Source organism: Bacteroides sp. Phil13 (genome assembly GCF_001940965.1).
Classification (GTDB): Bacteria; Bacteroidota; Bacteroidia; order Bacteroidales; family Bacteroidaceae; genus Bacteroides; species Bacteroides intestinalis.
Map to the genome: position 1 here is coordinate 53,686 of NZ_MSHA01000042.1, position 25,346 is coordinate 79,031.

27 protein-coding genes are annotated in these 25,346 nt (G+C 45.3%); 15 read left to right on the forward strand and 12 right to left on the reverse strand.

Going from position 1 to position 25,346, the window contains the following annotated elements:
• Positions 1-117 precede the first annotated feature (117 nt).
• Both BWI44_RS07345 and BWI44_RS07350 read left to right on the forward strand, forming a co-directional pair.
• A complete protein-coding gene (locus tag BWI44_RS07345; RefSeq protein ID WP_195209863.1) occupies positions 118-810 on the forward strand; it encodes a COG1361 family protein in 693 nt (230 codons plus the stop codon).
• A gap of 27 nt (positions 811-837) precedes the next feature.
• Positions 838-1,017, forward strand: a complete 180-nt coding sequence (locus BWI44_RS07350; RefSeq protein WP_007665972.1) for a hypothetical protein — start codon at positions 838-840, stop codon at positions 1,015-1,017.
• Here BWI44_RS07350 and BWI44_RS07355 read toward each other — a convergent pair.
• From BWI44_RS07355 to BWI44_RS07365, 3 genes are all read right to left on the reverse strand, one after another.
• Entirely contained in the window at positions 1,010-1,867 is an 858-nt protein-coding gene (locus BWI44_RS07355; RefSeq protein ID WP_195209864.1) for an MBL fold metallo-hydrolase, read from the reverse strand. The two genes, BWI44_RS07350 and BWI44_RS07355, sit on opposite strands and share 8 nt — an antisense overlap.
• Before the next feature lie 39 nt (positions 1,868-1,906).
• Positions 1,907-3,511 carry a sensor histidine kinase gene (locus BWI44_RS07360; RefSeq protein WP_195209865.1) on the reverse strand — a complete coding sequence of 535 codons (1,605 nt, stop codon included), beginning with the start codon at positions 3,509-3,511 and terminating at the stop codon, positions 1,907-1,909.
• A gap of 206 nt (positions 3,512-3,717) precedes the next feature.
• Positions 3,718-5,163 (reverse strand): DEAD/DEAH box helicase, encoded by a 1,446-nt coding sequence (locus tag BWI44_RS07365; protein WP_195209900.1) that lies wholly within the window; start codon positions 5,161-5,163, stop codon positions 3,718-3,720.
• Between the two features lie 73 nt (positions 5,164-5,236).
• Between BWI44_RS07365 and BWI44_RS07370 the strand changes: the two genes are divergently transcribed.
• From BWI44_RS07370 to BWI44_RS07390, 5 genes are all read left to right on the forward strand, one after another.
• Positions 5,237-6,178, forward strand: a complete 942-nt coding sequence (locus tag BWI44_RS07370; RefSeq protein WP_195209866.1) for a VOC family protein — start codon at positions 5,237-5,239, stop codon at positions 6,176-6,178.
• Between the two features lie 229 nt (positions 6,179-6,407).
• Positions 6,408-7,742, forward strand: coding sequence for a sensor histidine kinase (locus tag BWI44_RS07375; protein ID WP_195209867.1), 1,335 nt, complete (start codon positions 6,408-6,410; stop codon positions 7,740-7,742).
• Between the two features lie 19 nt (positions 7,743-7,761).
• Positions 7,762-8,178, forward strand: a complete 417-nt coding sequence (locus BWI44_RS07380; RefSeq protein WP_138292018.1) for a DUF3788 family protein — start codon at positions 7,762-7,764, stop codon at positions 8,176-8,178.
• Between the two features lie 62 nt (positions 8,179-8,240).
• A complete protein-coding gene (locus tag BWI44_RS07385) occupies positions 8,241-9,866 on the forward strand; it encodes an RluA family pseudouridine synthase (RefSeq protein WP_195209868.1) in 1,626 nt (541 codons plus the stop codon).
• Between the two features lie 889 nt (positions 9,867-10,755).
• Positions 10,756-12,054: a rhamnogalacturonidase gene (locus tag BWI44_RS07390; protein WP_195209869.1), complete on the forward strand. Its 1,299-nt coding sequence runs from the start codon at positions 10,756-10,758 to the stop codon at positions 12,052-12,054.
• A 114-nt stretch (positions 12,055-12,168) separates the two neighbouring features.
• Here the strand turns inward: BWI44_RS07390 and nfo are convergent, their stop codons facing one another.
• The gene (gene nfo / locus BWI44_RS07395) at positions 12,169-13,005 is read right to left on the reverse strand and encodes a deoxyribonuclease IV (protein WP_007665986.1); all 837 of its coding nucleotides are present in this window, start codon (positions 13,003-13,005) and stop codon (positions 12,169-12,171) included.
• Positions 13,006-13,074: 69 nt separating this feature from the next.
• Entirely contained in the window at positions 13,075-13,377 is a 303-nt protein-coding gene (locus BWI44_RS07400) for a GNAT family N-acetyltransferase (RefSeq protein WP_195209870.1), read from the reverse strand.
• A gap of 101 nt (positions 13,378-13,478) precedes the next feature.
• Here BWI44_RS07400 and BWI44_RS07405 point away from each other — a divergent pair, with 101 nt between their 5' ends.
• On the forward strand, positions 13,479-13,922 hold the full coding sequence (locus BWI44_RS07405; RefSeq protein WP_009128806.1) for an HD domain-containing protein: 444 nt from the start codon (positions 13,479-13,481) through the stop codon (positions 13,920-13,922).
• Between the two features lie 43 nt (positions 13,923-13,965).
• Complete coding sequence (locus BWI44_RS07410; protein ID WP_195209871.1) at positions 13,966-15,141, forward strand: MFS transporter; 1,176 nt, start codon at positions 13,966-13,968, stop codon at positions 15,139-15,141.
• Here the strand turns inward: BWI44_RS07410 and BWI44_RS07415 are convergent.
• The 3 genes from BWI44_RS07415 to BWI44_RS07425 form a co-directional block, all read right to left on the reverse strand.
• Positions 15,131-15,448, reverse strand: coding sequence for an MGMT family protein (locus BWI44_RS07415; protein ID WP_009128808.1), 318 nt, complete (start codon positions 15,446-15,448; stop codon positions 15,131-15,133). The genes BWI44_RS07410 and BWI44_RS07415 overlap by 11 nt on opposite strands.
• Positions 15,449-15,457: 9 nt before the next feature.
• On the reverse strand, positions 15,458-17,218 hold the full coding sequence (locus BWI44_RS07420) for an AAA family ATPase (RefSeq protein WP_138292010.1): 1,761 nt from the start codon (positions 17,216-17,218) through the stop codon (positions 15,458-15,460).
• A gap of 98 nt (positions 17,219-17,316) precedes the next feature.
• Positions 17,317-17,505 carry a hypothetical protein gene (locus BWI44_RS07425; RefSeq protein WP_007665993.1) on the reverse strand — a complete coding sequence of 63 codons (189 nt, stop codon included), beginning with the start codon at positions 17,503-17,505 and terminating at the stop codon, positions 17,317-17,319.
• 167 nt (positions 17,506-17,672) lie between these two features.
• Between BWI44_RS07425 and BWI44_RS07430 the strand changes: the two genes are divergently transcribed.
• Entirely contained in the window at positions 17,673-18,365 is a 693-nt protein-coding gene (locus BWI44_RS07430) for a hypothetical protein (RefSeq protein WP_229036249.1), read from the forward strand.
• A 605-nt stretch (positions 18,366-18,970) separates the two neighbouring features.
• Here BWI44_RS07430 and BWI44_RS22365 read toward each other — a convergent pair.
• Together BWI44_RS22365 and BWI44_RS07440 are read right to left on the reverse strand one after the other, a co-directional pair.
• Positions 18,971-20,464, reverse strand: a complete 1,494-nt coding sequence (locus BWI44_RS22365) for a leucine-rich repeat domain-containing protein (RefSeq protein WP_394368931.1) — start codon at positions 20,462-20,464, stop codon at positions 18,971-18,973.
• A gap of 7 nt (positions 20,465-20,471) precedes the next feature.
• Positions 20,472-20,684, reverse strand: a complete 213-nt coding sequence (locus BWI44_RS07440; RefSeq protein WP_195209872.1) for a hypothetical protein — start codon at positions 20,682-20,684, stop codon at positions 20,472-20,474.
• A 290-nt stretch (positions 20,685-20,974) separates the two neighbouring features.
• On the opposite strand from BWI44_RS07440, the gene BWI44_RS07445 reads away from it, so the two are divergent.
• The 5 genes from BWI44_RS07445 to BWI44_RS07465 all read left to right on the forward strand — a co-directional run bounded on the left by BWI44_RS07445 (position 20,975) and on the right by BWI44_RS07465 (position 23,731).
• Positions 20,975-21,427, forward strand: coding sequence for a GNAT family N-acetyltransferase (locus BWI44_RS07445; protein WP_138292005.1), 453 nt, complete (start codon positions 20,975-20,977; stop codon positions 21,425-21,427).
• A 33-nt stretch (positions 21,428-21,460) separates the two neighbouring features.
• Complete coding sequence (locus BWI44_RS07450; RefSeq protein WP_195209873.1) at positions 21,461-22,207, forward strand: GNAT family N-acetyltransferase; 747 nt, start codon at positions 21,461-21,463, stop codon at positions 22,205-22,207.
• A gap of 38 nt (positions 22,208-22,245) precedes the next feature.
• A complete protein-coding gene (locus BWI44_RS07455; protein ID WP_007666010.1) occupies positions 22,246-22,518 on the forward strand; it encodes a zinc ribbon domain-containing protein in 273 nt (90 codons plus the stop codon).
• Between the two features lie 158 nt (positions 22,519-22,676).
• On the forward strand, positions 22,677-23,420 hold the full coding sequence (locus BWI44_RS07460) for a GrpB family protein (RefSeq protein ID WP_195209874.1): 744 nt from the start codon (positions 22,677-22,679) through the stop codon (positions 23,418-23,420).
• Complete coding sequence (locus BWI44_RS07465; protein ID WP_195209875.1) at positions 23,417-23,731, forward strand: nitrous oxide-stimulated promoter family protein; 315 nt, start codon at positions 23,417-23,419, stop codon at positions 23,729-23,731. Before BWI44_RS07460 ends, BWI44_RS07465 begins: the two co-directional genes overlap by 4 nt.
• 183 nt (positions 23,732-23,914) lie before the next feature.
• On the opposite strand, the gene BWI44_RS07470 is transcribed toward BWI44_RS07465, so the two are convergent.
• Both BWI44_RS07470 and BWI44_RS07475 read right to left on the reverse strand, forming a co-directional pair.
• Positions 23,915-24,379: a MaoC family dehydratase gene (locus BWI44_RS07470; protein ID WP_007666016.1), complete on the reverse strand. Its 465-nt coding sequence runs from the start codon at positions 24,377-24,379 to the stop codon at positions 23,915-23,917.
• Positions 24,380-24,405: 26 nt separating this feature from the next.
• A complete protein-coding gene (locus BWI44_RS07475) occupies positions 24,406-25,176 on the reverse strand; it encodes an SDR family oxidoreductase (RefSeq protein WP_138292001.1) in 771 nt (256 codons plus the stop codon).
• Between the last annotated feature and the right edge of the window lie 170 nt (positions 25,177-25,346).

Sequence of the window (25,346 nt, forward strand, 5' to 3'; positions counted from 1 at the left end):
CCACCTTTTCCAGCCAAAGTGAACAATAAAAACAGAAGCCGCATTTCAGCAAACAAAATTTTATCCATACCTTTACAGAGTTCTAATGCGCATATACATACTAAATAGGATTTTGATATGAAGAAACTGGTTAGCATGCATTTTATAGGAATATTGGCATTAGCCATATTGTGTAGCGGATGTAGCACCAACCGCATGGCGGCGGGTGACCCGGGCGCCGTATTGGCGGGAGCCGCCATCGGAGGCAATGTAGGAGGCGCCATCGGCGGACTGATAGGCGAAAACAACCGAGGATGGAGAGGAGGTTACCGTGGCTCTGCCATCGGCACCATTGTGGGAACCATTGCCGGAGCCGCCATTGCCAATGCCGCCACCGCCCCCAAACAAACGGAAGAATACAGCTACCGGGTAGAGAGAACCCAGCCCACCTATAATCCCCGACCGGAAGCGCGCCCCTCCGCCATCAACAACCTGAAGATACGCAATATACGTTTCATTGACGATAGCCGCGACCACGTAATCAATGCGGGTGAGAATTGCAAAGTCATCTTCGAAATTATGAACGAGGGAAACAGGACCGCTTTCAACGCGGTGCCGGTAGTGGCGGAAGTCACGGGCATGAAGCACATCTATATCTCGCCATCCGTCATGATAGAACAAATCGCTCCCCGCGAAGGCGTGAAATACACCGCCAACATCAGCGCCGGAGAACGGATAAAGACGGGAGAAGTCATCTTCCGCATTGCCGTAGCCGACGAAAACGGAGAGGAATATGACTGGCAAGAGTTTTCATTGCCCACCCAACGATGAACAATCTCTCATTAAAACAATAAAATCATGGCCGACAACTATTTAGAAAAGCAATACGAAGCATACGAAGCAAGAAAAGCCGCTTGGGAAAAAGAACGCAAATACGGGAAGAAGCCCTCCCCTGCCAAGCGCCCGAAAACGGAGGAAAAGTCAAAAGGGAGTGAAGAAACACCCCCTATCACGTCCCATCCGGAAAGTACTATTTAAACCCCGGAGGCGGCAAATGCATTCCCGCCATTGTCAATCCATTTTCCTTGGCATACCGGAGGAAGTGTTTACGCGACTTCACCGCCGCATCCTTATCCATATCGTAGGAGGCACAGATTTCGGGATGTTCCAATTGAAGAGCGGCTCCGTGAATCAAATCGGCTATCACCAATAGCTTGCCCGCCTGATAAACCGTATGGCCGGGAGTGTGCCCTTCCGCATTCATGGTAACCACATTCCCCGGCAAGGTTTCACCAAATTCAAACAGGTGCAAACGGTCCTTATAAGCGTTCATGGTCTTCACCACTTGCGCATTCCTATCGGAAGGCATCTTGAGCCAGGCATCATACTCCGCTTTCGATGCATACACCTCGGCATTAGGGAAGACAATGCTATCTCCCTTCATCATCCCTCCGATGTGGTCGCCGTGAAAGTGGGTGAGATACAGGTACTTGATGTCAGCCGGATTCATGCCCAAAGAGGCAAGCCCAGGCAATAAGCGGCTATCCGGCGCTCCCATTCCCGTATCAAACAAAATCCGGACACCATCCGTTTCTACCAGAAAAGTGCTCATGGACGAAGGTATCCCATCCGCCAACTTCAAGCTATCTATCAGTGCATCACTGGCATCGGCGAAAAGCGTCCTCTCCATAAGACGTTCTTTTGCATTATCCTGTATCCAAGTGACCTTCACTCCATCCAGTTGTAGGGTTTTCAAACCGTCACATGTCATAGTTATACTATCCATACTTGCTTCCTCATTAGTTTGTTTCTTTGCACCGCCGCCACAACCTACCAGCAACAATGCAATTGATGCAACAACCCAATATTTCCATGTTTTGTTCTTCATTGGTCTACTAATTTTTTAGTTCATGAATAATAGTTTTGATTATGCCGACTCGGCACAAGGATGCGTAAACCAGAAACGGCTACCGACGCCTACCTCAGACTCAAGCCCGATAGTGCCGCCAAGATGCTCGATAATACTCCGGCAGATGGACAATCCCAGACCGGTGCCTTTGGAAAAAGTATTAAGTTTCACAAAGCGGTCGAACACCTGCCCCACCGCATCCGGAGCGATGCCGATACCCGTATCTGTTACGGAGAATTCTATCTCATTGGTATCCTCCTTAAAGTGATACTCGAGAGTGATTTGCCCTTCGCTCGTAAACTTAAGGGCGTTATTGATAAAGTTGGTGACAACCTGCATCAAACGCTTCTTATCTGTATAAATACGATAATCGGGCAAATTAGAAGCCAGCAATACGGGCACGGGCTTATCTTCCTTGATTTCATAACCGCGAAGTATGTCTTCACAAAAGTCTTTGATGTTCAGATACCCCATATTAAAGTCAAGCGTCCCCGCCTCTATCTTCGACAAATCCAGAATATCGGATATCAATTGCAAGAGCAACTCTGTGTTCTCCTGCATGATTTCAATATACCCCTGACGTTCTTCTTTATCCTCCTCCTCAACGAGCATACTTGCAAAACCGACAATCGCATTCAACGGAGTACGGATTTCATGACTCATATTGGCCAGGAAAGCCGACTTCAGGCGGTCCAGATTCTCCGCCTTCTCCTTGGCTATCCTTAATTCTTCTTCTATCTTTTTCTGATGGTCGATGTCGACACTGGTGATGACGTGCGCCATCTGTCCGTCTATCCAGGGGAATGCAGCACTAAACACGCGAAACCAGCATTTGTCAAACGGGCGTTGATAGTCCCAGGAGTAAACCCTGGTGGGCTGACCGCTTTCATCAATCAGGTGTCTTTTAGGACAGAACTCACACTCGCCCGTTTTATCGGTGTAGAGGGCTTGCCAGCACTTCTTCCCTTCGAAATGCCTGATGCCGCCATACGGGGCGGCCATAGATGCATTGGCATATAGCATGTCATGAGAATCGAAAGAGTTCACATAAATATCCACTCCCATATTGTTCATAATGCTACCCAGCGTGTTGCTTGCCCGCACTTCTCTTTCCTTATATTCCCTGACCGCTATTTCCTTGGAGAGCGAGCCCAATATCAGATGAATCATCTGGAGCTCGTCTTCGGCGAAAGGTATCGAGACTTCTTCCCTATCCGCAAACCCGATAAATCCGATAATCTTGCCTTCGGAATCTTCAAATTGCCTGATTAACAAAGAATCCACTCCATAAAAATCCAAAATATCAATATCAGATAAAGAAATATTCTCACCCTTACTGGCATAGAAAGGTCTCTTTTTAGCCTCTATACGACCAGAATGTTGTGTAGTCATCTCTCCCATTTCAAAACGAGACCTCAGAATATTGTCTTCATTTCCAATGGTTTCCTTCAAAAAGAAATAGCGGAAGCCATCCGTTTGATAAACAAACCCTTTCTTGAATCCATAGTAATTACAAATGTCTATCAACGACTTCGTGATTTTCCTTTCAATAGATTCATGGCCATTCAACCGTTCTAAAAACTGAAGTAGAAATACACTTAAACTTTCCTTGCTTTTGGTCATATAGTCTTTAGTTCCTTAAGTTTAGACTACTCGGAACGAATTCTCGTTTTTTCCTCCAAGCATTCAAGCCGCTAATATACAAACTTTTAAAGACAATAGAGAATTTTCATCAAGTTTTTAAATATTAAATATTTTCCTTTTCACACAAAGCAAGATAAAGGGAAAACTATTTTATTTTACAAGTACATCAAAAGCATATACAACTTTCAATCATAGTTTTCGTAACGCGAACGCAACTTTGCCGGACTTTTGGGTGACGGCTCCGGCTTCCCGGAACCCGACTTCTTTTGCCCGGATTGCTGGACAGGTCGAGGTCTTTCGGGACGGTTATTATTCCGCTTGGGCTTTTCGGCAGATACCACCGCCTTTTGAGTGCTTCCGGTTGGTTCGACCGGTCTCTTTCTGTCCTCCCGCCTCCTATTATTCTGAGATTTTCCTCCCTGAGTGCGGCCTTGCGATTTCGATGCAACGTTTTGGGTAGAAGAAGTAGTAGGAGAAGCGGCAGGCTCTCCCAAAGAAGGCAAATTGTGCTTTTGTTGCACCAGCTTTATACCCGTAAGTTTCTCTATCTCACGTAGCATGGGGGCTTCTTCGCTTGAGCAAAAAGCAATGGCACGTCCTTCGCAACCCGCACGTCCCGTACGTCCGATACGGTGCACGTAGGTCTCCGGAACGTCGGGCAAATCAAAATTGAGAACCAGGTCCAGACCTTTTATATCGATGCCCCGGGCAGCAATATCCGTAGCAATAATCACATTGGAGCGCCCTTCCTTAAAGTTGCTCAACGCACGTTGGCGGGCATTCTGTGACTTGTCTCCATGTATACTTTCGCAAGCAATGCCACGACGAGACAGGTAGCGGGCAATGTTATCCGCCCCATGCTTGGTACGGGAGAAAACCAGCACCTGATGGCCTGCCTCTCCGAGCAACAATTGAGCCAACAATTCTTTCTTCTGAGGTTTTTCTACCCGGTAGACGGACTGGCTGATAATCTCCACAACACTGGATGCCGGAGTTACTTCCACACGCGCCGGATTGTGCAACAAACTCTTGGCAAGACGGTCGATGCTATCGGGCATGGTGGCCGAGAAGAAAAGGGTTTGCTTCTTGGGCGGGAGCTTGGGCAAGAGGCGTTTGACGTCATGGATAAATCCCATGTCGAGCATACGGTCGGCCTCATCAAGAACAAAGTGGCGAACATCGTCGAGGCGGATAAAGCCTTGCGACATCAGGTCGAGCAAACGTCCGGGAGTAGCCGTCAGGATGTCCGTCCCGGCACGAAGTTCATCGGTTTGCGACTTTTGTTTCACTCCGCCGAAGATAACCGTGTGGCGCAAGGTCGTATAGCGTGTATAGTCCGCCAACGATTCATCAATCTGAATCGCCAACTCCCGGGTTGGAGTCAGGATAAGCGCACGGATGCTACGCGGGGCACCTTTGCGTTGGGGCACAGGGGCGGCAAGCAATTGCTCGATGATGGGTACGGCGAAAGCGGCGGTTTTGCCGGTTCCGGTTTGCGCCAGTCCCAACAAATCACGGCCGGTCAGGGCTTCGGGTATAGCTTGTTCTTGGATTAGTGTAGGGGTAGAATAGTTTTTTTCGAGGAGCGCACGGCACACCGGCTCCGAAATATTCATCTGTTTAAATGTCATCATTTCTTTTTATTACGGCACAAAGGTACGATTTTACAGGGAATTATCACTATATTTGCATGAAAAAGGAATCATGAGAGTACATCACATCGCCATCTGGACCTTCCGCCTGGAAGAATTAAGGAACTTCTATATCCGGTATTTTAGCGGAAAAAGCAACGAAAAATACATCAATCCCAAGAAGGGTTTCGAATCATACTTCATCTACTTTGATGAAGGTCCGTCATTAGAATTAATGAGCCGCACGGACGTGCAAAACACTCTGATAGAAGAAAACAGGTTAGGTCTCACCCACTTCGCCCTTGCCTTTCAAAGCAAAGAAGATGTGCTCAAGACTACGGAACAACTCCGGGCAGACGGTTATACCATAGCCGGAGAACCGCGCACTTCAGGCGATGGTTATTTCGAAAGCGTCATTCTTGATCCTGACGGTAACCGCGTAGAATGTGTCTATCGGAAAGAAGAAACTTCGGAAGAACCCGACGCCCCAATTGAAACGGAACGGTTGCTACTACGGCCCTTCGTGGAGAGCGATGCAGAGGCTCTCTTTGCCTGTTGCCGAAACCCCAACATAGGAAACAATGCGGGTTGGCAACCTCACGCAAGCCTGGAGGAATCACGGGAAGTACTTCGTTCCGTATTCTTATCCCAGAAAGGGGTATGGGCCATTACCCTGAAAGACAACGAGCAATTGATTGGCTCCATCGGCATCATCGCCGACCCCAGACGCGAAAACCCGCAAGTACGTATGCTGGGATATTGGCTCGACGAGGCTCAATGGGGAAAAGGCTATATGACGGAGGCGGTAAAAGCGGTACTAAACTACGGTTTCGGCACGCTAAAACTAAGTCTTATCACCGCTAACTGTTACCCCCATAACGAGCGCTCTCAACAAGTATTGAAACGCCAGGGCTTTGTGCATGAGGGTACGCTTCATCAGGCCGAAGTGACTTATGACGGACATGTATACGACCATCAATGCTATTACCTGACAAATCCGGAATATCAAGAATAAGTCTATAAAAGGGAAAATAAGATTTACATACATACAGTCTTTTTTTAAGACATCATAAATTCAGTGTTACGAAACAATTGAAGTTAATTCTCACATTTTTATCCATTTGTGTGGGATTTCAAAATAATCGTGTAACTTTGCGAATGGGATTTTCTTTAAGATCTCCACTGGTAACGGACATACGTACGTGTTTTTATGACAAATAATATAGCTCAAAAAAAATGACTCTATGAAAAAACGATATTGGGTACTCAAAAGGGTATCCGTCATTTTAATTCTCTTTGTTCTATTCACCAAAATGCATGCGCAAAAAGTGCCGACGAACAATATCCCGAAATTGGAAATCAGTGCGGAAAAACTTCTGATCGCTTCCGCCATTTGTTTTTTCATCCTATATCCGTTGTTCCTCTATTTCAGGGAGTCCAAACGGAAACGTGCCACCCAAAGAGAATCAATCAGGGAAAAGGAATTGCTATCATTATTACTCGAAAAAAGCGATATCTATACCTGGAAATATGTGGAATCCACAAATACTTTCTCATGTGATAAAGAGTTCTTTGAGCATCTGGACATGCCTTTCCGAACTTTCACTTTACAAGAAATGACAGAAGCCATACACCCGGAAGACCGGACAGACGTCCTGGCTACTTTCTACCGCATAAAAACCCAGCCGGACTCCAAAACACATACTCAATGCCGATATAACTTTAATGGTAAAGGTTACATCTGGTATGAACTACGCTATGCCAATCCTACGGAAACAATGTCAGAATCCGCCTCCATCATAGGTCTGATTACCAATATACAGCACTTCAAAGATAAAGAAGAAGAGTTAATGAAGGCCAAAGACCTGGCGATAGAAGCAGAGCTTAAACAATCATTCCTTGCCAATATGAGTCATGAAATACGCACACCGCTCAATGCAATCGTAGGTTTCTCCAACCTACTGGTCAGTGAAGACGACTTGTCCGATGACGAGAAGGCGGACTTTATAAATACCATCAATAGCAATTGTGAACTTCTTCTAAAACTCATAAACGACATATTGGAATTATCCCGTATCGAGTCTGGCAAAATGGCTTTCTCCTTTTCAACTTGCAATCTGAATAGTTGGATTGATAATATGTACATGACTCATTCCCTATTGATACCCAAGGAGATTGAATTCATAAAGGAAGTGCCTGATGCCACCTTCTTCATCCATACGGATGTGAACCGGTTAAGTCAAATTATTACCAACTTCCTGAATAATGCCGCCAAATTCACCCAATCAGGGTATATCAAATTGGGATATGAAATTGATTTCTCGGAATACAAAATCTCCATCTATGTGGAAGATAGCGGAAAAGGCATTCCGAAAGAAGAACAACGGATGATATTCGAACGTTTCTACAAGCAGGACGAATTTGTTCAAGGCACCGGTCTGGGGCTTTCCATAAGTATGGTTATAGCAGAGAAGCTGGGTGGAAGAATCTCCGTTAGCTCCGAGGCTGGAAAGGGAAGCCGGTTCACCTTCACCCTGCCCTATCATAATGAAAGTGAGGAGTTTTTCTCCGTCGGATAACAAATATAATCATAGAACTATGAACGCATTAATCTTAAAAGACAAAGAGGTGTTTCCCACCGATGAAGTACTGGAAAACGTATTGAAGAACAGCTACCCGGCATTTGCCAGATTGCGCGATGAATTGACCGCCACCGATGTCCGCATCGAATGGAATTACTACAATGACGGAAAGGCCTGGATGGGTAAGATGCTATTCAAAAAGAAGAACCTGGGATGGTTACAAATATACGACGGCTATTGTACCACTTCCTGCTTCTTCATGGAAAGGCATCTCGAAGCGATAGACGGATTAGATATCACCGAAAGCATCAAAACAAACTTTTATCAGCAAAAGTCCAGTGGCAAGCTGACGCCAATGACGGTAAATATCCATACGGCGGAAGACATTGACGACACATTGAAGATGCTGGATTTCAAAAAGAAGCTGAAATAGGTGGTCAAAACGAACGGTGCCATGATACGCTTATTATAAGAAATGAGTATCTTTGCGCCATCATGTTGCACCGTTTCAAGACTTCCATAACAGATATTCCACTTCCGGAAAGGTTTACTTATCCTTTCTGCTACACTCCCCATCCATTATGCGTGATGGCGGCGGAAGAGGTGCAACACTATCTCAACCGGCAACATGAATGGAAAGAAGAACTAAGTCGGGGGAAGATGTTCGGAGTGCTGGTGGTGCAGACCGGAAATGGGGAAATTGGTTACCTGGCGGCGTTTTCGGGCATATTGGCGGGGAAGAACCAACACTCCTATTTCGTTCCGCCCGTATATGACTTGTTGCAACCGCAAGGCTTCTTCAAAGTCGAAGAGGAAAATATATCCGCCATCAACCGGCGCATCAAGCATTTGGAAGAGGACAAGGGATACACTTCTTTGTTGTCCGAACTCACCCGGACTCACCAACAAGCCCGAGAAGCACTGGACATAGCCAAACAACAATTAAAAGAAGCGAAAGAGAAAAGAGAATTGCGTAGAAAGGAAAACGGGTTCACAACCGAAGAAGAAGCCGCCCTGATACGCGAAAGCCAATTTCAAAAAGCGGAATACAAACGGCTGGAACGTTCCTGGAAAGAAAAGATAGCCGCTTTGCAAGTGGAAATCAATAACCGGGAAGAACAAATTCAAGAGTTGAAGGTGGAACGCAAAAGCCGTTCCGCCGCCCTGCAACAACAATTATTCGGGCAATTCAGAATGTTGAACTACCGGAAGGAGATGAAAACCTTGTGTGATATATTCAGCCAAACCGTGCACAAAACTCCTCCCGCCGGTGCCGGAGAATGTGCAGCCCCTAAATTGTTGCAACAAGCCTATCTGCATGGCTGGAAACCCATTGCTATGGCAGAGTTCTGGTGGGGCAACTCTCCCAAAGCCGAAATCCGCCATCATGGTTATTATTATCCCGCTTGTAAAGGTAAGTGCGAGCCTATCTTGCAACACATGCTTCAAGGGCTGGAAGTAGAAGAAAATCCTATGCTACGACTTCCAGAACAGGGCTACGGGAAATTAAAAATAGTCTATGAAGACGAATGGTTATTGGTAGTCAACAAGCCTTCCGGAATGCTCTCCGTGCCCGGTAAGGGTGAAAAGGAGTCCGTATATAGTCTGGCAAGGCAACTCTATCCGGAAGCCGACGGGCCGATGATTGTGCACCGGCTGGACATGGCTACATCGGGACTTTTAATCGTTGCCAAGAATAAAAAGGTGCATCAACACCTGCAAGCCCAGTTCAAGAATCATAGCATCCGAAAGAAGTATATAGCCCTGCTCGATGGCATCATTCCCCAAGACGAGGGAACCATCGAGCTTCCCATTTGCCCGGATCCGCTGGATCGTCCCCGGCAGGTGGTGAACATGGAGTATGGCAAACCCGCCATCACTCATTATCAGGTTCTTGAGCGGAGGGACAAATGCACACGCATAGCTTTTCATCCGCATACAGGGCGCACTCATCAGCTCCGTGTGCATGCCGCACATCCGTTAGGTCTGCATTGTCCCATCATAGGTGACGAGCTTTACGGGAGAAAGGATAAACGCCTCTACCTGCATGCCGAGTCCATCGAATTTACCCATCCCGCCGACGGACGGATTATCCGTATCACGGAAAAGGCTGACTTCTGACTATTATTTCTTCCAGTCTACACATCTTCCTTCCGATTAATCACAAACATATTTTACTGTTTTAAGATAAGAATCCTACTATTTGATTATCAATAGAGAAGAAGAGGGGTATAATGAAGATACGAGTGAATGGCAATGAAGTAACGACTGAAATAGGATGAGGTAACGAGTGAATAGGGATAAGGTAACGAGTGTTTTCGCAATCAGTTATATTTGTAATAAAATTTACATAGCTATATAAAATAAATAGTTATAATTGGATTTCATTCATTTGTCTGAATTTATCAACAACAGCACAAACTTTTATAACTTTCTGATTATCAATATTATTAAACCACGCCCTATTCAGTATACGACTGAACCCTATTGAGTATACGACTGAATGGCATTCACTATACGACTGAATTAGGTTCAGTATACGACTATTTTAGGAACATACATCATTTGTAAACAATATACACCACTACCCTGTTTTTTAGTTCAAACTTGTGCAGAAATGAGGCAAATGATAATCAGTACTATCTCCATTCTCCTCCTCCCGGGAGGAGGAGTACCCGTAGGGGGAGGTGGTAGGTAAAACAACAAAGTACCTATAAATAAGAACATTAAGAAATTTCTTTTCTCACCTACCACCCCGCCCTTTGGGCACCCCTCCTCCCAGGAGGAGGGGAATTGAGATAGTCCGTTTGATTCATAGCCGCTCAGAAAGTAGTTAAAGATAAGAGTCTCTTTCCTCAAAACAACTAAGGGTCAAAAAGCCTATATAAACTGACAAATAGCTTAGGAATTGAGCCTTTTCACACCCATCATATCCGGATTATATTGATTATTTTTGCAAACGGATAAATCTATCCAATCAAACACTATTAACCAACTAATGATTAAAACCATGAAATTCGTAATTTTAGCATGTAGTTTACTATTCTGTCTGTCCTCTTTCGCACAAGAGAATTTTCCTGACGGAACTCCTATTCCGGACTGGTTCAGACAAAACGAAATCGTAAACATTGAAACACTGGGTGGAAAGTACAAGATTACAGACTATAGCGTTGTGAATGACAGCACTCTGCTCCAAACAGAAAAGATACAGGCAGTCATCGACCAGGCTTCATCCAAAGGTGGTGGCGTGGTCATCATCCCGAAAGGTACTTACCTGAGCGGTGCGCTTTTCTTCAAACCGAAAACCCATCTTTATCTGGAAGAAGGAGCCGTACTGAAAGGTAGCGATGACATCAGCAATTTCCCCATTATCAATACCCGCATAGAAGGGCAATCACTGAAGTATTTCGCCGCACTGGTGAATGCTGACAAAGTCAACGGTTTCACCATCTCCGGTAAAGGCACAATCAACGGTAACGGTCTGCGCTACTGGAAATCTTTCTGGTTGCGCCGTTCTGTCATTCCTAAATGTACCAATATGGATGAGTTGCGCCCACGACTGGTGCACGTTTCCAATAGCGATGATGTACAGATTTCAGGAGTACGCCTCATCAATTCTCCGTTCTGGACAACGCATATTTATAAATGTAATAATGTGAAATTGCTGAATTTATACATCTTCTCTCCGGCGGCTCCGGTCAAGGCTCCCAGCACGGACGCTATTGATATTGATGTATGTAGCAATGTATTGGTTAAGAATTGCTATCTCTCGGTTAACGATGATGCCATTGCCCTGAAAGGTGGAAAAGGCCCGTGGGCTGATAAGGATTCCAATAACGGAAGCAACACTAATATTATTATAGAAGATTGTACGTACGGTTTCTGCCATAGTGCATTGACTTGTGGTAGCGAGTCTATTCATAACCGTAATATTATCCTCCGCCGTTGCACAATCAATCAGGCAAGCCGCTTGCTATGGTTGAAAATGCGTGCCGACACTCCTCAGAATTACGAGTATATTCTTGTTGAAGACATCAAAGGAAATGCCAAGAGCTTCCTCTACGTCAAGCCGTGGACACAGTTCTTTGACCTCAAAGACCGGAAGGATGTTCCGATGTCCTACTCAGACCACGTGACGATGCGTAATATTGACTTCGATTGCGATGTATTCTTCAACGTAAGTGCATCCGAACAATACAAATTATCGAATTTCAAGTTCGAGAATCTGAATATCAAGGCGAAGAATGGAGATTGCGATAAGTCGGTGATCTCATTGTTTGAATGGGATAATGTGAAGGTGAATCAATAAAGGATACGCGGACAACGCAGAATAAACGGACGAACACAGATTTTAGTTCATAATGAAAAATCCGTGTTCGTCCGTTTATTCCGCGTTGTCCGCGTATCTATATTATTCTACACGCTATTCAAAGCTACGCAACAACTTTATTTCTTCCGCCCAGAGCGTTTCATCCGGTGTTTCCAGAATGACAGGCATGTTATCGAAACGTTCGTCTTTCATAAAACGCTTGAAGAAATCAATTCCCAACAAGCCTTTCCCGATGCTATCATGGCGGTCTACATGGCTACCCAACTCTTTCTTCGTATCATTCAAGTGAATGCCCCGCAAATAATTGAAGCCAACTACCTCGTCGAACTCACGGAATACTTTATCATATTCCCCTACTATATCATAACCTGCCGAATAGGTGTGGCAAGTATCCAGGCATACCCCTACACGTGATTTATCTTCTACCCGGTCGATGATATGCTTCAATTGCCAAAACTCATTACCTACATTGCTACCCTGCCCTGCCGTATTTTCAATAACGGCCGTTACCCCTTTCGTTTTGCTCAATGTAATGTTGATGGACTCGGCAACCTTATCCAGACATTCCTCCACCGAAATCTTATTGAGATGGCTTCCCGGATGAAAGTTCAGGAGTTGCAAACCTAATTGCTCACAACGTTGCATCTCATCCAGAAATGCGGCACGGCTTTTCTCCAATCCTTCTTCTTCCGGATGCCCCAGATTGATCAGATAACTATCATGAGGCAGGATATAGCGGGCATCAAAAGAGAATTTCTCACAATTGCCCTTGAACTCGCGGATGCTTTCCTCCGTCAACGGTTTGGCTACCCATTGCCGTTGATTTTTTGTGAACAAGGCGAATGCATTCGCACCTATCTCATGGGCATTAACGGGAGCTATTTCCACTCCACCACTTGCACTCACGTGCGCTCCAATATATTTTTTCATATCTGTTCTTTATATGATGATTAAAAACGGAAGCAAGATAGAGAAAAATCCGAAGATAGCAAAATCAATTTAGAGTGCACACGTCCCTTCTCCGGCATAATCCTTTCCTGTTTTTCCATTATATTCGGGATGTCTTTCCAGCCAAACCACGGCATAAGAGCAGGTTGCCACCGGCGTCAATCCATTAGCCAAAGCATAGTCATAGGCCGCTTTTGCCAAAGCAGAGGCAATGCCTCTCCCGCTGATTTCATCGGGAACAATCGTATGGCGCACATCCAGCGCACCATCAGTGACATGATACATCAGACGGGCAGTTTCCCCATCCACCGTTGTCTGAAAAACTTTTTTCTCGGGATAATGTTCTATATTCATAATCTGTTTCCTTTATTGGGTGAATAAATAAATAACAAGACTCTCTATATTAAATAACAGATTTCAGTAACTTTGTATCGAACACTTCTAAAAAAAATCTTATGGACAATCATCTTCTCTCTCACGCCATCGCCCTCGCCACCGAGGCTCATAAAGGACAAAAAGATAAATACGGACAGGAGTACCTGCACCACCCCATCCGCGTCATGAATATGGGACGTGACCTGAAAGAAAAGATTGTCGGCATTCTCCACGATGTAGTGGAAGACACGGAATGGACGTGCGAAGACCTGAAGAAAGAGGGTTTCCCGGATGAAATCATCGAAGCCGTGCGGTGCGTCACCAAGCTATCCGATGAAGAAGACTACGAGGAATACATCGGAAGATGCGCCACCAATCCCCTCGCGATTGCCGTTAAGATTCACGATCTGACGGATAATATGGACGTCCGTCGTATGCCCTGCATAGGGGAAAAAGAAATCAGTAGATTGAAGAAATATCTGAAAGCCTATCACCGCTTGATGCCTTTCTATATGAATCATTGATAATATATGCGTTCGTTTTTCATGAAATGGTTACCTTTGCGGCATGAAACATGAACTAAAGGAAAATCAGGGAATACCGTCGTCCTTACTTTGGACACTCGCCATCATTTCAGGAGTAACGGTGGCTAATATATACTACAATCAACCCTTACTGAACCGTATCAGCCGCGATCTGAACATCAGCGAGTTCACCGCCAATCTGATAGCCATGTTCTCGCAGATAGGCTATGCGCTCGGATTGCTTTTCATCATTCCATTGGGCGACTTATACCGCCGGAGGAACATCATCCTTGTGAATATCTCCGTGCTGGTGGTCTCCCTGCTCACCATTGCCCTAGCTCCCAACATCCACCTGATACTTTTTGCCTCCCTGCTGACAGGTGCATGTTCCGTCATTCCGCAAGTGTTCATGCCCCTTGCGGCGCAATACTCCACCCCCGAAACCAAAGGGAAGAATGTGGGCATCATCCTTTCGGGATTGCTGACCGGTATTCTGGCTTCGCGCGTAGTGAGCGGCATCGTAGGCGAATACATGGGCTGGCGTTTCATCTACTTCGTTGCCGCCGGACTGATGATTGTCTGCCTCATCGTCATCATCAGGATACTTCCGGACCTCCCTTCCAACTTCCAGGGGACATACTTCGGCTTAATGAAATCCCTGTTCTCCTTAGTCAGGAAATACCCCCAGCTACGCATTTTTTCGCTACGTGCAGGTTTTTCATTCGGTTCCTTCCTCGCCATGTGGAGTTGTCTGGCTTTTAAGATGGAGCAAGCGCCTTTCTTTGCGGGAAACAATATCATAGGTATGTTGGGGCTTTGTGGCATAACCGGAGCACTGACGGCATCGTCCATCGGCAAATACATACACATTCTCGGAGTGAAACGGCTTACTTACATCGGTTGTACGCTGATTATCAGTGCATGGATCACCCTGTATGTGGGGCAATACAGCTATGTAGGCATCATAGCCGGTATATTATTGATAGATATAGGGATGCAATGCATTCAGCTTAGCAACCAGACAAGTGCATTCGCCCTTTGTCCGCAAGCCTCCAACCGCATCAATACGATTTTTATGACTACTTACTTCATCGGAGGTTCCACGGGGACTTTCCTTGCCGGAACTTCGTGGCAATATTTCGGTTGGACAGGAGTGATAGGGACAGGTATTTTACTGACAAGCTGCTCATTGGTTATCAATATCTTTGCTAAGAAATAGATTCTTTCAAGATTTCCCAGCCACATGCCTTGAGGTCGACGCATCCGTTTTTTCTGAAAGCGACACCTTCCTTTTCCAATAGTTCGCGCTGTTCCGGCCAGAAAGGTGCCAGTCGTCCCTGGCTGTTTACCACCCGGTGACAAGGGAGATTCCGCTCTTCGGAAGCATTGTGCATAGCCTGTCCCACCATGCGGGAACATTGGGGGCGGCCTACAAGATAGGCGATTTGCCCGTATGTCAGTACGCGCCCCGAAGGGATGGAGGCGACTACGCTATATACTTCATTTCGGAATGATACCTGATCCATAACGGCTGATTAAATAACTTCTTCGCACACCCGCATTTCCATACCTTTATATACAACCACAATCTTGTGCAACTGGGTGTTGCCGATGGCACGCTTCACCGTATCCGTATCGGCGTAGCGGTTGGCTTGGGCGATGGCTTCCTGACGGAGTTTTTCCACAAGGGTTTCGGGGTCTTTGTACTTGGCATATTTCAGCTCCACGATATAACTGTGCGTCATGTCGGAGTAGATGTCCAGCAACGGGCAGAGGAAGATATCGACATAGCCCGCTTGCGTGTCCTGTTCGGAGACGGGGCGGTAGAAGCGGTTCTGCGCGGTCATGGCAAGGGTGAAGCCATGAACAAAGAATTCGCCCTTCTGCTTATCGCGTTGCGAGGCATACGTCTTCAGGCAGTCGGCAATATAGCCGAAGTAGGCTTGCCAGTCGCCATCATAAGCGAGTTGGCTTGCCAGTTCACTCTTTTCATAGCTGCTGAAACTCAGGTCTGCATCGTTGTAAGTGTTTAAAAGATAGGTATAGAGTTGCTCCTGAACCACCAGATTGGGGATGGTCAGTTTGGTTTTTCCTCTATGCATTCCGCTGATGGTGAGCATACCGAAATAGTAGAGCAAGCTCACGAAGTTGTCGGGGTTGGTGATGCTGGAGGCGGGGAAGCCACTCTTCAGTTCACCGGTGATATAGCTCTGACTCACCAGCGTCTGAATGACGGAAGCATCGTGGGCAAACTCCTTGTCCTTGCGAATGAGCATGCGCAGTTTCTCGTAGTCGATGCGAATGTTATCTTCCACCATATTTTGTGGTGCCTTGCCACGCATTATATAATTTTTAACGAAGTAGAGCACCATGTTTGAATTATACATCGTGGTTTCACCGTAACACTCCTGTGCGAAGCAATAGTTGTCATACCACGGCTTCATGATTTCTATCAACTCGTCAACGGTGTGATTGAAGGGGCTGGTGGTTGAATAGTAGGTCAGCATTTCCCGCACTTCCTCTTCCGTGAATCCCATCATCTGGTTGAACTCCGGCGTGAGGGAATAGTTGGTTCCGATGTTGAATCCACTGGTGAGGTCGTCCATCGTCACGGGGCTTACACCGGTGATGAAGCAACGCTTGATGCTGGAGTAAGTTCCCGCTTTCACTTTGTTGAAGAAAGCACGCAAGTAACCTTCGCCATGCGTTTCGTTGGTATAGCGGTGCAGGCTTTCGGGGTCGGCGAGGATGGCGTTGGTGAAGTGGTCGTACTCGTCGATGAAGAGATACATATCCCGCCCGGCACGCTCGCACTCATGATAAAGGAAGTCGAACTGGTTGACAGCTCCTTCTATTGCGTCCAACTTTTTTTTAGTGCCTTGCGGCAGAAGGTCGGCATACACCTCACAGAAGAAGTCGAAACAGATTTGGCAATGCGCATCCAGTCCTTTGCGGTAATTGTTCAACTCGCCGGTGATGCCGGAGAAGTTGAGGTATAGCACCAGATAGCTGTTGCGGTCCGGTGTGGGATGCTGCCCGATGTAGAGGTCACCAAAGAGTGCCTCAAACTGGTCGCGGGTTCGCACGTCGTAGTAATGTTGCAGTAGGTTCAGCGTCAAGCTCTTGCCGAAGCGGCGGGGGCGGATGAAGAAGAAGAAGCGGTCCGCCTCCTCTATCATGGGGATGAAGCGGGTTTTATCCACATAATAATAATTGTCGAGGCGAATATCCGCAAAGTTCATCATGCCGTAAGGGAGACGTTTTCTGCCGGGTACTATGTATTTCATTGGGTCCATAATCTGTCCTCCTGCTATTTTAAAAAGTAATCCAATTTTCTATTTGAATATTCTCTATCCTATTAAGATGCTTCACATTTTCCGTGACCATAATACAATCAATAGTTTCTTTCATCCTTCCATTTACCGAGATGCTTTTCTATCATCTCATCAGTCCTGTTTTTGCGGGCATCTTTACCAGCAATAACAGAAGCGGTCAACCGGGTGGCTAATCGCAATTTTATATCATCATTCAGTGACTTTAGCATTTCCCAATAGGTTTCGGTCAGCTTTAATGTATTGTCCATAACGCTCTGTTTTTTAATGTAACAAAGATACAGGTTTATCCCCAATATACAACAAACCCGATATAAAATAGTTATTCATGCCAATCAGTAGTTGAAATTCATATTAACCTGATTAATTGCAGTTTGTTTTGGTTACCTTTGCGGCCGCAATATCAATCACTAAAAAAATGATAACAAGAGCAATGAATCCCTTCGCACTTAGAAGGGAGATGCAAAACGATATATTTGAAAATATAGTTCCTTACCTCAGAAGAAATTATGATTCAAAAATACGCAGGGCGATTATTAAAAGCCTTCATTTGCCGATGATATTTAATCCGATTCACTATTTCAGCAAGACAACAAATAATGATTGGTTTATATTCTATTATGCAATAACCAAAAAGTTGGCCGAGGATGCCGCGTGTATCGCTATATCCCAGGTGCAAACCGAAGAAGGAACTTATGTTTACGAATACATTATTGCCGGCGATCATAACATCTATATTTTCCCTCCTCATTTTTTCTCCCGCTATCATTCAAGGTTTTTAAAGGGTGCCGCGATTGGCAAACAAGAACTTATTAACCAATATATAAAGAATAATTATTTAGGCTTTATTCTTGCTTTAGGCTCAGGGCGGGATAAATGTGCACTAAGTTCTCAAGACGGATATGCAATCGGAGACGTTATTAGCTGGCAAGAACGTATTTTTATGTTCAAGACGTTTATCTCTAAAGATTTACTGAGAAAAGACCAAACGTTTGCGAAGTTATATGACCAACTTCAAGAGCAAAATCTGCTAAATTACATTGTAAGCTTAAAGAATCCCGATGATTTTTTATTGAAAGAATACAACCTTTATCTGAACGCAAAGTTATAAATGCAGAATGAAGAAGAGTCCGGTGACTGCTCCGAAGCTAAAAAATCTTTCGATCGCCTATAATTTGCAATCCGCCGGTATTGCATTTTGTCCTGACTTTATTGCATTTTGTCCCGATTACATTGCAATACACCCTTCTCAGACACTTCTGGGGTATGTGGAACAAAAAAGCACGGACGAACCGTGCTTTTTCCCAAATGCCATAATTATAAGTTTTTAAAGTGAATATATTGTTGCTCTATTATCTGTTCCGTCTCCTCCCGCCACTATTACTCCGGGCAGGTGAAACTTCCCGAAGGAGGAGGCTGAGCCTTGACTGTGCCGAAGTTAAACTTTGACGATGCCAATGTTAAACTTTGACCGCCTCAAAGCTTAACTTCGGGAAAAGGCTTATTCCGTGTCGGGAGAGGGAATGCCCCCCGATGTCAATCATTGAAAGCCGATGCTTTTCCAAATAATGTATTCGGAAGACCATCTGTTACCATTGGAGACTTTGGGGACGGCACTGCCATCCTCTTTCTTGTCGGCGTTCAGCACGAGGGCGCACTCGGCGGAATTAAATGCCTCTTCTCCGGAATGGAATTTGTTCTGAAAAACAGCTTCGTTTATTGTCTGCCGACATCATCTATATCAACGAAATCACCGGCTGCGGTGGCTTCTATCCGGGTAAGAGAGCTGCATCCCGTAACGATATAATAGCCGAACCGGGTGCACTTCGGTATTTTGAGCGTTTGCAGACTCGTACATCCCCAGAAAGCATTTTCGTCTATCGCCGTCACATTATCCGTCGCGAGTTCCGCCAATGAAGTACATTCATAAAATGCGCTTCCATCAATCCGGGTAACCTGCGAAAGATTCACCGCAGTCAGCGCAACGCAGTAGACAAAAGCATACTCTCCGATTACCCGCACGTCATCGGGCAACTTCACCTCCCGCAAGGCAGTGCAACCCCTAAAGGCGCGGTCGGGCAGTGTTGCCGGTGTTCCCCAGCCCGTCACTCCGGTGAGGTCGCATTTCGTGATTTGTGTATTATCGGCAAATGTACCTTTCGTACCGCCCATTCCCGCCTTGGCAAGGTCGCCCTTGAGCTTGATTTCGGTGACGCCTGCGTCGAAGATGGCTTGGATAGCGGCCTTTATCTCAGCGGTAGAGGCATACTGGTCCACATCGATAGGTTCGTCGGGTACTACGCTTTTCAGTGTTACTTCTGTCACGTATACGTTTCCCGCTTCTATTGTGATAGTGGGCAGGGCGGCTATATACTTTTTCCCTTTGTTATCGATGGCGGTTATCATCATCATCTCGGATATATAACAGGGCACGAGGGCAGTATAGAAAACATTATCCGATGAGGTAAGGGAGAGGTTTTCTATTTTCTCCATGGGTATTTTATTTAAATAGAAGTTGTAGTCGGGAGGAAGGGAGTACAGAAGCACGTCTGCCTCACGAGACAGGTTGCTCAGTTGCAGGCCGGTGATGGTTGTTCCGGCGGGTATTCCCTGTATGGTAAGTTTCAGCGCCGCCGTCAGGGGAAGGAAGCTGAAGCTGACGGTGGGTTCTCCCTGATAGGTGGCCTCGGCACAGATGGTGTGCTTTATGTTCTCCGGAGTTCCGTCGCTTGTGATGTCGGGGATGCGCAAACTTGCCGTTTCCGGCATCCCGGAGGCAGGGTCAGCCGAAACATTCGTGAGAGTAAAGTTCATGTCGGGCAAGCCGTGTTGGTAACAGGTGTACAGTTCATCGCCCGTTTCTGTTCCCGCAGGCAAATCCCCGGTGAATTCGGTGTTTTTGCCATCCGGGCTGAGTGAATTTGCTTCTTGTTCAAGGATGGATGACGTTTCTCTAGTCCTATTATAAAGGTATATCTTTTCGCCACTTGCCGCCCACTTCACTATGAGTTGTCCGTTGCCTTCCGTGTTGGTTTGGTCGTCGTATGTCAGGCGAGTATCTACTCCCGTACCGGACATGGCGGCGGTGACGGTTATCTGTTTTCCCGGGGCGTTGCCGTTATCGGGAGTTTCCATTGCCGGTTCGTCCTGGCTGCATCCTGCCGCCATTGTCAGGTAGAAGAGGATGGAGGGTATGATGATTTTCTTCATATAGCGCTTATTTTTCAATGGTGAGAATATCGTTGATAAGGTCTTCCAGGTCATTGCCGGATGCGGCGCGGCCATAGCCGGTGGAACGGGTGCGGCCGGTGCTACTGCCCCAAGGTCTTTGCGGCATGTCGCCCAGACTACTTGCCATAATTCCCTCGCTTTCCATCCGTATCACTTCGATGGCGGGGGCGGTGTACTTTTGCTTTTCTTTTGGTTTCATACTCGTTGTCTCCTGTCTTTTGTATAATGAATACTGAATTGTTTGCCACGAAATTACCGCACAGACGTATTCATGCCAAATAATATCAATTATCTTTCGTTCAATCGAACGAAAGATAATTTCTCATACGCTGAAAAGGTGGAAAATCAACGAAAGATAATTCAAATCATCGGCGATAATGTTATAAATGAGAATTTATCAGTTGACAGCCAATTAACACAAGAAAATTGTCCGTCTCGTTTCAATTGCCTATCTTTGGGGAATTTGAAAACAATTCAGTCAATACTGTCATGATTAACATCGTACCTATCTTAAAGAACAAGAAAGAATTCCTCGAACTTCTCCTTCTCGCAGACGAACAGGAATCCATGATTGACCTCTATCTGGAACGCGGAGAAATGTTCGCCCTCTACGACGGAGACTTAAAAGCCGCCTGTGTAATCACCGACGAAGGGAACGGAACCTACGAAATAAAGAACATTGCAACCTATCCGCATTATCAACGCAAAGGATATGGAACACGGTTAATAAAGTTTTTGCTGGAACACTACAAGGACCGTTATCAGACGATGTTAGTGGGCACGGGAGACAGTACCTATACCATACCGTTTTACGAACAGTGCGGCTTCACCTACTCCCACCGTATACCCGATTTCTTCATCAAGAACTACGACCATCCCATGTATGAGGACGGAAAACAATTGCGGGACATGGTTTATCTCAAAATCAGCAAGAATGGATAACAAAAATCTATATACCAATACCAAAAGAATAATATGGAATTTATCACATTGAGTCCGGATAACGTTATGAGCGAACATTTATGTTGCGCCATTTCTGATAAGAAGCATCAAACAGGTGTAAATGATAAGCGGAACTGGTTGGCAGAACGCGTCAAAGAAGGGCACGTCTTCCGCAAACTGGATGTACAAGGCAAGGTGTTTATCGAGTATGCCCCGCTGGAAAAGGCTTGGGTGCCTGTAACGGGGGATAACTATCTGTATATCTACTGCCTGTGGGTGGCAGGTAGCTACAAGGGAAAAGGATATGGAGAAGCTTTGTTGCAATCGTGCATTGACGATGCCAAGGCACAAGGAAAATCGGGTATCTGTGTGCTGTCTTCCAAAAAGAAGAAGCCTTTCTTGTCCGACAAGAAATTTATGCTGAAATATGGCTTCAAGGTAGTGGATGCCATTCATGACGAATACGAATTATTAGCCCTTTCCCTTGACAGCAGCCAACCGCAATTCACGACGGATGCACGGAAACAGATTATTGGAAACAAAGAACTGACTATATATTATGGTATGCAATGTCCGTACATCCCCAACTGCATCGAGCAGATTTATAATTATTGCGAGAATAATCAGATACCTTTGCGGTTGATAGAAGTCGATACACTGGAGAAAGCCAAGCAACTGCCTTGCATCTTCAATAATTGGGCGGTATTCTATAACGGAAAGTTCGAGACTGTGCATCTACTGAATGAAGGATTGCTAAAGAAATTGCTGCAATTGAAATAAGAATACATATTTATAAAACTCTAAAATCAAGAACAATTATGGAAATGAAATTTTGCCAGAGCTGCGGAATGCCGCTGACATCCAATGAAGTTTGCGGAACAAATGCTGACGGTAGCCTCAGCGCAGACTACTGTACTTACTGTTATCAGAATGGAAAGTTCACTCAGGACTGCACCATGGACGAAATGATAGAACACTGTGCTCAGTTTGTTGAGGAATTCAACAAAGACTCGGAACAGAAAGTGACTAAAGAAGAGGCAATTGCCATGATGAAGCAAGAGTTTCCGAAGCTGAAACGCTGGCAGAATTAATTGCCAACATCTTGCCACCGTATTGACAACATTTTGCCAATGCGATGGCAAGAAAAGACAAAAGAATAACCTGCCGAAGCATAAAAAAAGCCCGTAATAATGTCCCCCTTTACCAGGAAAAGCGTACTTTTACAACACAAATAAAAACGAATCCCGTTATGAAACAATTGACAGAAATGTCCGATGAAGAGTTAGGAACATTGTTTCCCATCATCTTGACTGAGCATAAGAAAGACTGGGCTAAATTATACGATCAGGAAGAAAGAATACTTTACGATATTATTGGCAAAAACATCTACCGCATTGGCCATATAGGAAGTACTGCCGTCGAACAACTAATCGCAAAGCCAACCATAGATATATTATTAGAAATCAATGGTGAAACCAACACCAACGAATTAATCAAAAGTCTAGAGAGCATAGGTTATATTTATTCTCCACAGCCTCAAAAACCTGCCCCGCACATGATGTTCATGAAAGGATATACCCTACAGGGGTTTCAGGGACAGGCTTATCATATCCACGTAAGATATGTCGGACATTGGGATGAGCCTGTTTTCTGCCACTACCTCCAAACTCACCCGGATGTAGCTCATGATTACGGAGAACTCAAGAAGAAATTAAAAGAGAAGTACGAGCATGACAGAGAGGCATATACGGAAGGGAAAACAGAGTTCATCAGACACATCGTTCAATTGGCAAAAATGCTACCCAAAGAGAAGAAAAGTGTATCTGCTGAAAAAGAAAAATACGGAAATGCTTATCTACCCTGGGAAGAAAAAGCTGATAACTACTTGACAACATTATACAATCAAGGAAAAACAATTGCGGAACTATCTGATATTTTCGAACGGGGAAAAGGGGCTATCCGCTCACGATTAAAACATTTGGAACTTATATGAAACACTCCCGCATCGAAAAGGAAAAGCAAACCGTAGAACAGATGATTCGCCTCTACTGCCGGAAGAAAGAGGGGAACGGAACACTGTGCCCGCAATGCAGGGAATTGTTGGAGTATGCGCAGACACGGCTTTCACGTTGTCCGTTCGGAGATGGGAAATCAACTTGTCGGATTTGTACCGTGCATTGCTATAAGCCGGAAATGAGAGAACGGATGAGAGTAGTGATGAGATGGGCAGGACCGAGAATGTTGTTCTATCATCCGGTGGCGGCTATCCGGCATTTGTGGCAGGAATATATTAGGAAGAAATAAGAAGGAGTATCAATTCATATCTGTGCAGAAATGAGTTTTCACCACAGAGTAACACAGAGTCTCACGGAGTTCTATTCTTTTGATTTCAAATTGATTAAACTCTGTGATACCCAGTGCTACTCTGTGGTGAATTAATTCATAACCCTACAGATATAAGTTAATCCCAATGGAGAAAAGGACACCTCAATTGAAATAATACAAGAACACTGCAATCCCCTCAAGCGCTTTCTTAGGCTGATCCTTTATTTCAATTGTAAACTTAATCTCTGCTTTCGCCACACCACGCAGATTTGCCAGCGAATGTAACTTCGCCACCAGACGCACGCTTTGTCCCGACAACACCGCCTGCCCGAACTTCATCTGCTCCATACCGTAATTAACCATCATCTTCAGGTTGTTTACCTCAATAATCTGGTTCCACAAATGCGGAAGCATAGACAAAGTGAGATAACCGTGCGCAATGGTAGTCTTGAAGTGACTTTCTGTTTTTGCACGTTCCGTGTCTACATGTATCCATTGATGGTCCAACGTAGCATCTGCAAACATATTGATGCGCTCTTGCGAAAGTTCTACATAATCAGAAACGCCAATCTGCTGGCCTACCAGCTTTTCAAATTCCTCGTACGAGTTGATAATTACTTTTTCCATTATTCTCTTTTTATATTTAATAGTTTCTACGGTTGATAATCCCAACCATAATCATTATGATAAATCATTAGTTTACTCATGCCTCCGTCAATCGTAATGTTCTCCCCATTGATAAAGGAGTTCCGTTCGTCACAAAGGAAAAGAACTGCACGGGCTATATCAGCCGGTTCTCCTACCCTTTGCGAGGGATGCTGCATGATGTCTCCTTCCGTATATGCCGGCACATAATCCTCTTCATGATAGCTTCCCGTATCAATCCAACCGGGAGCAATAGAATTCACACGGGCAACTCCCGAAAGACTGACCGCAAGCGCATGAGTCAGAGCCGTTATTCCACCTTTGGCTGCCGTATAACTTTCCGTATTGGCCTGCGACTGAAAAGCACGGGTAGAAGAAATATTCACAATAGCACCTGCACCACTGAAGTAGTCTTTAAAAGACAGAGCCAGGAAATAAGGAGCCACTACTCCCACACGTTGCACATACAGGAAGTCTTCATACGAACAGTTGCTCAATATACCTCCATTTGTCAGGCAAGCATTATTTATCAGACAGTCGATCTGATCTTCTATGGATAAGACAAAGTCTACAAAATCCCGCAGCGTCTGTTCCTCGGCAATATCTCCGACAAAGCCTGTAACCGAAAGCCCTCTTTCCGACATCTTTCCTTCCGCCTGTTCCACCGCCTCGGGTGTCTTATCAATGAAATACACCGTATATCCCGATTCCGCAAACATCTCGACAATGCAACGACCGATACCGGCAGCTCCACCTGTTACTACACATACTTTATTCATACGCTCTTTATTTTAAGTATGATGAACAAAACCCCGATAACGAAGGTTATTATTCGATTCATGGTTGTTTACTTTTAAATCGTGAAAACAGGTAACAAATATACTCCATATTCCAGCAAGTTACAAAAAGTCAAGTACCCTTTTTCTCATTCGGAAAGGTTTTCCTACTT

Bases quoted from the DNA above. Each gene is read 5' to 3' on its own strand.
- BWI44_RS07455 (WP_007666010.1), top strand. From the start codon at position 22,246: ATGGAAATGAAATTTTGCCAGAGCTGCGGAATGCCGCTGACATCCAAT.
- BWI44_RS07460 (WP_195209874.1), top strand. From the start codon at position 22,677: ATGAAACAATTGACAGAAATGTCCGATGAAGAGTTAGGAACATTGTTT.
- BWI44_RS07345 (WP_195209863.1), top strand. From the start codon at position 118: ATGAAGAAACTGGTTAGCATGCATTTTATAGGAATATTGGCATTAGCC.
- BWI44_RS07470 (WP_007666016.1), bottom strand. From the start codon at position 24,379: ATGGAAAAAGTAATTATCAACTCGTACGAGGAATTTGAAAAGCTGGTA.
- nfo (WP_007665986.1), bottom strand. From the start codon at position 13,005: ATGAAAAAATATATTGGAGCGCACGTGAGTGCAAGTGGTGGAGTGGAA.
- BWI44_RS07350 (WP_007665972.1), top strand. From the start codon at position 838: ATGGCCGACAACTATTTAGAAAAGCAATACGAAGCATACGAAGCAAGA.
- BWI44_RS07355 (WP_195209864.1), bottom strand. From the start codon at position 1,867: ATGAAGAACAAAACATGGAAATATTGGGTTGTTGCATCAATTGCATTG.
- BWI44_RS07370 (WP_195209866.1), top strand. From the start codon at position 5,237: ATGAGAGTACATCACATCGCCATCTGGACCTTCCGCCTGGAAGAATTA.
- BWI44_RS07400 (WP_195209870.1), bottom strand. From the start codon at position 13,377: ATGAATATAGAACATTATCCCGAGAAAAAAGTTTTTCAGACAACGGTG.
- BWI44_RS07475 (WP_138292001.1), bottom strand. From the start codon at position 25,176: ATGAATAAAGTATGTGTAGTAACAGGTGGAGCTGCCGGTATCGGTCGT.
- BWI44_RS07465 (WP_195209875.1), top strand. From the start codon at position 23,417: ATGAAACACTCCCGCATCGAAAAGGAAAAGCAAACCGTAGAACAGATG.
- BWI44_RS07425 (WP_007665993.1), bottom strand. From the start codon at position 17,505: ATGGACAATACATTAAAGCTGACCGAAACCTATTGGGAAATGCTAAAG.
- BWI44_RS22365 (WP_394368931.1), bottom strand. From the start codon at position 20,464: ATGAAGAAAATCATCATACCCTCCATCCTCTTCTACCTGACAATGGCG.
- BWI44_RS07380 (WP_138292018.1), top strand. From the start codon at position 7,762: ATGAACGCATTAATCTTAAAAGACAAAGAGGTGTTTCCCACCGATGAA.
- BWI44_RS07365 (WP_195209900.1), bottom strand. From the start codon at position 5,163: ATGACATTTAAACAGATGAATATTTCGGAGCCGGTGTGCCGTGCGCTC.
- BWI44_RS07390 (WP_195209869.1), top strand. From the start codon at position 10,756: ATGAAATTCGTAATTTTAGCATGTAGTTTACTATTCTGTCTGTCCTCT.
- BWI44_RS07450 (WP_195209873.1), top strand. From the start codon at position 21,461: ATGGAATTTATCACATTGAGTCCGGATAACGTTATGAGCGAACATTTA.
- BWI44_RS07405 (WP_009128806.1), top strand. From the start codon at position 13,479: ATGGACAATCATCTTCTCTCTCACGCCATCGCCCTCGCCACCGAGGCT.
- BWI44_RS07415 (WP_009128808.1), bottom strand. From the start codon at position 15,448: ATGGATCAGGTATCATTCCGAAATGAAGTATATAGCGTAGTCGCCTCC.
- BWI44_RS07440 (WP_195209872.1), bottom strand. From the start codon at position 20,684: ATGAAACCAAAAGAAAAGCAAAAGTACACCGCCCCCGCCATCGAAGTG.
- BWI44_RS07375 (WP_195209867.1), top strand. From the start codon at position 6,408: ATGAAAAAACGATATTGGGTACTCAAAAGGGTATCCGTCATTTTAATT.
- BWI44_RS07410 (WP_195209871.1), top strand. From the start codon at position 13,966: ATGAAACATGAACTAAAGGAAAATCAGGGAATACCGTCGTCCTTACTT.
- BWI44_RS07445 (WP_138292005.1), top strand. From the start codon at position 20,975: ATGATTAACATCGTACCTATCTTAAAGAACAAGAAAGAATTCCTCGAA.
- BWI44_RS07360 (WP_195209865.1), bottom strand. From the start codon at position 3,511: ATGACCAAAAGCAAGGAAAGTTTAAGTGTATTTCTACTTCAGTTTTTA.
- BWI44_RS07385 (WP_195209868.1), top strand. From the start codon at position 8,241: ATGTTGCACCGTTTCAAGACTTCCATAACAGATATTCCACTTCCGGAA.
- BWI44_RS07420 (WP_138292010.1), bottom strand. From the start codon at position 17,218: ATGGACCCAATGAAATACATAGTACCCGGCAGAAAACGTCTCCCTTAC.
- BWI44_RS07430 (WP_229036249.1), top strand. From the start codon at position 17,673: ATGATAACAAGAGCAATGAATCCCTTCGCACTTAGAAGGGAGATGCAA.